At 36.4% G+C, this 6087-nt stretch carries 5 protein-coding genes; 4 read left to right on the forward strand and 1 reads right to left on the reverse strand.

Annotation, left to right across the window (positions count from 1 at the left end):
- On the reverse strand, positions 1 to 424 hold a 424-nt coding region (locus ENL20_03555; protein HHE37633.1), incomplete at its 3' end, for a hypothetical protein.
- Between the two features lie 127 nt (positions 425 to 551).
- On the opposite strand from ENL20_03555, the gene ENL20_03560 reads away from it, so the two are divergent.
- The 4 genes from ENL20_03560 to ugpC all read left to right on the forward strand — a co-directional run bounded on the left by ENL20_03560 (position 552) and on the right by ugpC (position 5899).
- Entirely contained in the window at positions 552 to 1820 is a 1269-nt protein-coding gene (locus ENL20_03560) for a hypothetical protein (GenBank protein ID HHE37634.1), read from the forward strand.
- Positions 1821 to 1892: 72 nt separating this feature from the next.
- Positions 1893 to 3224, forward strand: coding sequence for a T9SS type A sorting domain-containing protein (locus tag ENL20_03565; protein ID HHE37635.1), 1332 nt, complete (start codon positions 1893 to 1895; stop codon positions 3222 to 3224).
- A gap of 210 nt (positions 3225 to 3434) precedes the next feature.
- Positions 3435 to 4655 carry a T9SS type A sorting domain-containing protein gene (locus tag ENL20_03570; GenBank protein HHE37636.1) on the forward strand — a complete coding sequence of 407 codons (1221 nt, stop codon included), beginning with the start codon at positions 3435 to 3437 and terminating at the stop codon, positions 4653 to 4655.
- 131 nt (positions 4656 to 4786) lie between these two features.
- Positions 4787 to 5899, forward strand: coding sequence for a sn-glycerol-3-phosphate ABC transporter ATP-binding protein UgpC (gene ugpC / locus ENL20_03575; GenBank protein ID HHE37637.1), 1113 nt, complete (start codon positions 4787 to 4789; stop codon positions 5897 to 5899).
- Positions 5900 to 6087 lie beyond the last annotated feature (188 nt).

The following is a 6087-nucleotide window of genomic DNA, read 5'->3' on the forward strand; positions in this document are numbered from 1 at the left end:
TCCCCAGTCTATCCGCAATCTGATAAATATGACCTTTATATTCGACCAAACCTTTATCGATGAATTTATTTAGAAAATCTTCAGAAAAAACATCTTCCAGTGGCATGATAATGCTCTTGTCGCTGTTCTTCAGTTTCATCACTTCAAAAGCACCGAGATTGTCGGAAGGACCGTAAACAAGTTCCGGACCTCCGCCGGTAAACGCTGCTGCAGCCTGGTAACCTGTTCGCAGTTCCTCTGTTCCTTTATGCAGAACAATTACTTCGATTTCAGGATTTTTTTCTATAAATTCTGCTACTAATTCTTTCAGGAGCGGTTCTTTTGCCGGTTCCATCTGATGCCAGAGATGGATTTTCAGAATATCCTCTTTTTTGCAGGACAAAAGTAGTAATGCTAATCCTATAAAAATTAATATCTTTTTCATTCGTTTCTCTGAATATTTTAGAAAATCTATAATTAATCACTGATTTTAGTGTCAATGTTTTTTTTGCTTTACATTAATCAAAAAAAAAATAAATTGTCTTGTTGAAAATTATAGGAGGAATTTAAAGATGAAAAAATTATCTTTTTTAGTAATTTTAATTGTGGTTTTTAGTTTGAATCTTTTCTCAACCTCGATTGGTTGGGGAAATTTACAGTGGCCATTTTCAATCTCCATAGTTCAAGGTGAGACGACAGAAAATATTTACGGTCAGGTTTGGATGGCTGGAGTGACTGATTCTCCCGGTGAAGGAGAAGGAATAACTGCAGAATTAGGTTACGGAACTGATGGCTCGACTCCAGATGAAACCTGGACTTGGTTTGCTGCATCATATTTTGGAGATGCAGGTGGTGGCAGTAATGATGAGTATATTTATAATCTCGTGTGTTCTATGGCAGCGGGAGAATACGATTATACATATCGTTATCAATTTACAGGAGATACGGATTATTATTATGCTGCTGAAATCGGAAATCTAACTGTAAATGATGCGCCACCACCAACTTATGATGTTACTTTTCAGGTTGATATGCAGCACCAGACAGTTTCCGAGGATGGTGTTTTTCTTGCCGGAAGTTTTAATGGTTGGAATCCTACTGCAACACCAATGGATCCACCAACTCGAGATAATGTTTATACTGTAACATTAGAATTGGAATCAGCTTATTACGAATACAAATATATAAACGGAAGTGAATGGGAAAGTATTTCAAATCGAACCATAACAACTCCGGAAGAAAATCATGTCATTCCGGTCGTTTTCTTTAATGATTTTGCCGGTGGAACATCTCAAGCAGTCGATGTTACATTTCAGGTTTATATGGGAGAATTAGATTCGAGTTGGTATGCTGGAGGTGTTTCTGTTCAAGGAAGTGTTTCACCTCTCGACTGGACTCCGGGAAGCAAACGTCTAACTGATCCTGATGAAGATTTGGTTTATACTGCTACCATTACATTTCCTGCAGGTTCAGCCTTTGATGTCGATTATAAATTCACGAGGGATGATGGAGTTGCAAGAACCTGGTGGTGGGAAGATTGCAATAACAGACCTTTTACGATCGATGATTCTGCTCCTACTCAAATTTTAGATTTGAATTACTGGAATGATACTCTTCCGGTTCCCCAAAATGTAACAACTACAATCAATGTAAATGATGTTGAAATCTACTGGGATGCTGTTTTTGGTGATCCTTCTTATAATGTTTATCGTTCAGAAGATCCTTATGGTGATTTTGGAACTCCGATAAATCCACTTCCTTTGAATACAAACACCTATAACGACGAAAACGCCGCTTTGGTTGATAAATATTTCTATGAAGTTAAAGCAATAATCGAATAAAAAATATTTTCTTATTGACAGGTTTTTTGATAAAAAAGAAAAGAGGAATTGAAAATTAAATTAGGAGGAGATATGAAAAAAATTATTTTGTTAACTGTCTTTTTAATTTCTGTTTCATTGTTATTGGGAGGACCATATACTACCCCAACAATTGATGGTGACCTTTCTGATTGGGATCTGGATGAACTTCGAGTTGATGATCCTACAACTGATTCTGCCTGGGGTTCAGGAAATGAATTTGATAATTTATGGGTTACCTGGGATGCTGTAAATTTGTATGTCGGAATTGAATATACAGCATCAGATAACGCTATGATAGTTTATTTTGATATGGGAATTACAGGCGGAGAAACAGATTTTAATAGTGGTAACGGCTATGCTGGCGCATATCCCAGAAATATCACTTTTGATAGTGCAGATGATATCGACCTGATGATTGCAAGCTGGAATAGTGGTTCTCCGTGGGTCTGGAACATTGTTGATAATGCATCTAATGAGATTGGTGGTAGTTGTGTAATTGCCGGAACAACAACAGCGGAACTTGCAATTCCATGGCTTAGTATTTATGGAGATTTAACACCTTGTATTGTTCCAACAGGAGCAGTAATAAAGGCTGTTGGAGTAATTGCTGGTGGTGATAATTGGGGAGCTTGTGATTCAGCACCTGATAATTCCGATACTAATGGAGATGGAGGTCCCGATCATCTTACAAATTTATGGACTACAAATCTTGACTCGAATCCGGAAGATTGTATTCCTGATTTTGAACCTCCCACACCGGTAATACTCTCTTCCTTCACCGCAGAATATGTAAACAGCTCTCTCAATCTAAATTGGACTACCCAATCTGAATCAGATAATGCCGGCTGGAATATTTATCGGTCAGATAATGAAATTTTGGATTATGCTGAACAGATCAATAATGTCATGATTGAAGGTGCTGGAACAACGAGTGAACCTACTGAATATACATTTGTTGATGAAAATCCTGTTGTGGTTGAAAATACTTACTGGTACTGGATCGAAAGTCTGGATGGAGCAGGAACAACACAAAATTATGGTCCGATATCAATCACAATTCCTTCGATTAACGAAGATGATCCAACTCCACCAGACAGTGAGAATCCCTTTGCATTACAAAATTATCCGAATCCTTTTTCTCAAAGTACGGAAATAAGTTTCATTCCAAAAGAAGAGGGCTACACAGAAATTTCCATTTATAATACAAAAGGACAGAAAATAATTACCTTATTCAGCAATAATATCACAGAAGTTGATAAAAGGATTTCTGTTACCTGGAATGGTTTGGATGAATCAGGAAATCGTGTTCTTTCCGGAATTTATTTTTCAGTTCTTAAAATTGGTAATAGCATTTACACAAAAAAACTGGTAATCACAAAATAATATTACCAAGAAAGTAAAATCGTATTTAACTGCTCCTGTTTGAGTTAGGAGCAGTTTTTAGGTTTTATTTAAAGATTAAATAACTAAAAAATAAAAAAAAATAAAAAAACAATTGACACAATATGCACCCTTATAGTTTTTTTGCACCGAGGTAAAAATATAGATGTGAATTTTGAGAAGAATATAAATTTTATCCTTTGAGGAGGGATTATGAAAAGATTTGTTTTTTGTTTTTTATTGACTTTTTTAGTTTTTAATCTGGTTAATGCAGCCGATATGACTTTTACTGACGATACAGGCCCATATCAAACTGTTGATTTTAATGATACGCTTTATTTAAGTAAGTTCAATCCAGCCTGGGGAACTTTGAATATTGTTCAACTTACGGAAATTGCTTACACGATTCATGATATAACAATCACAAATAATGATGCTGTAGGAAGAACGATCTGGGCTACTGTCCGTTTTCCAATTGAATTTGATGTTAATATCGCAGGACTTACTGAAGATCCTGATCTAACAGTTATTTCGTATGCATCGACATATCCAGGATCATGGTTTGAACCGGATGAAACGAAAGTTGTTTATGATGTGGAAGGTTCTGATTCCGAAACACTTACATATTTTTTATCTTCCGATTTAGCTAAATTCACCGGCACCGGTAATTTCGCTATTGATATTCAAACTGATGCTTCTAATACCGAATATGGTTTTGGGGGAGCGTCGAATGTTACGATTGTTGCCACAACAGATGCAAGAGCAGAAGTCCGGGTCAAGTATTATTATGATGAACCTGTACCCGTTGAGCTTTCGACATTCATGGCTCGTTACATCGATAATGCACCATCGATTTATTGGACCACTCAGACAGAATCGGATAATTCAGGATTTAATATTTATCGGGGAGAATCTTATGATGCTCTTGAAAACGACGAAGCCATGCAAATTAATTCGTTGATGATCCCGGGAGCAGGAACAACATTTGAACCAACTGATTATTCTTTCATCGATGAATATCCTGTTGAAATTAATAACACATACTGGTATTGGATTGAGAGCAAAGACGGTTCTGGAGAAACTGACGGTTACGGTCCGATTTCAATAACTATTCCTGATGTAAATGACAATCCTGATTTTATACCGGAAATTAATACTAATGACTTCTATAATTATCCAAACCCATTTTATCCGCAAACCAGTATTAAATTTGCCATGAAAGAAGCAGGATTTGCTGATCTAACAATTTACAATACAAAAGGTCAGAAAGTAAAAACATTATTTTCAGGTGATATTTCAGCAGATAATTTAACCCGAGAAGTTGCATGGAATGGAAAAGACAGTTCAGGAAGAGAGGTTATGTCAGGTATTTATCTTTATGTGCTGAAAACTGATTCAAATACTTATACCAAGAAGATGATCTTAACGAAATAATCTTCAAATACAAAAGAGTTTAGAAGCCCTGATTTTTCAGGGCTTTTTTTGTTTCAAGATTTTCATATTGACATAAAATCATAAATTAAAAGTATCACTCGCAAGAATAATTCAATTGTTGGAGGAAATCAATGGCACAAGTTGTTGTCGAGAAAGTAGATAAATTTTATGAAAATGGTTTTCATGCGGTCAAAAATGCTAATTTCATCGCTGAAGATAAAGAATTCGTAATTCTGGTAGGACCTTCAGGCTGCGGAAAATCAACAACTTTAAGAATGATAGCAGGTCTGGAAGATATCAGTTCAGGAGAGATCAAGATCGGTGATCGAGTTGTTAATAATATTCAGCCGAAAGACCGCGATATTGCGATGGTCTTCCAGAATTATGCACTTTATCCTCACATGACTGTTTTTGACAATATGGCTTTTGCCTTGAAGCTGAGAAAATTCAAAAAAGACGACATAAAAAATACTGTGACGGAATCTGCTAAACTTCTGGGAATCGAAGAGCTTCTCGATCGCAAGCCAAAACAACTTTCCGGGGGACAAAGACAGAGAGTTGCGTTAGGAAGAGCGATCGTTCGTCATCCTAAAGTATTTCTTTTCGATGAACCTCTTTCCAATCTCGATGCAAAACTTCGAGTTCAGATGCGGGCTGAAATCACTAAACTTCACAAAAAGCTCGATACAACCATGATCTATGTAACTCATGATCAAATAGAAGCGATGACCATGGCTGATAAGATCGTGGTTATGAAAGACGGTGATATTCATCAGATAGATTCTCCGATCAACATCTATAATAATCCGATAAATCTCTTTGTTGCCGGTTTTATTGGAAGTCCTTCCATTAACCAATTTAAAGGTAAGATTACTGAACAAAAAGGAAAACTTGTTTTTGATGAAGGTAATTTCCAGGTAAATATTCCTGATGAGATAAAATCTAAACTAACTGCTTACACCAACAAAGAATTAACAATGGGAGTTCGTCCCGAAGATATTTATGATTCGGATTTTGATACATTAGCAGAAATTCCGCAGAAGATCGAAGCTCTCTGCGAAGTTGTCGAACCGATGGGAAATGAATTTATCGTTTATATGACTACCGGAAATTCCAATATCACGGCTCGTTTCGATCCGAAAAAATTACCTCCGATCGATAAGAAGATCAAGATCACACTTGATATGAAAAAAGCACATTTTTTTGATCCGGAAACGGAAAAGACGATCACTTATCTAATCTGAAGGTCTAATATATTAAATGAAAAATTAAGCGAGACACGACTTGAAACGATCCGTCAGTTGACGGAGAGTTCGAGTTGAGAATTGCGACCATATTGAAACCTTGCGAATGGTTGAGGAACGAAATCTTCGCAATGGTTGAACTCGTTGAATTAGTTGAACTGGTTGAATTGGTTGAAATGGTTGAATCA

This window comes from Candidatus Cloacimonadota bacterium (assembly GCA_011372345.1).
Taxonomy (GTDB): Bacteria; Cloacimonadota; Cloacimonadia; order Cloacimonadales; family TCS61; genus DRTC01.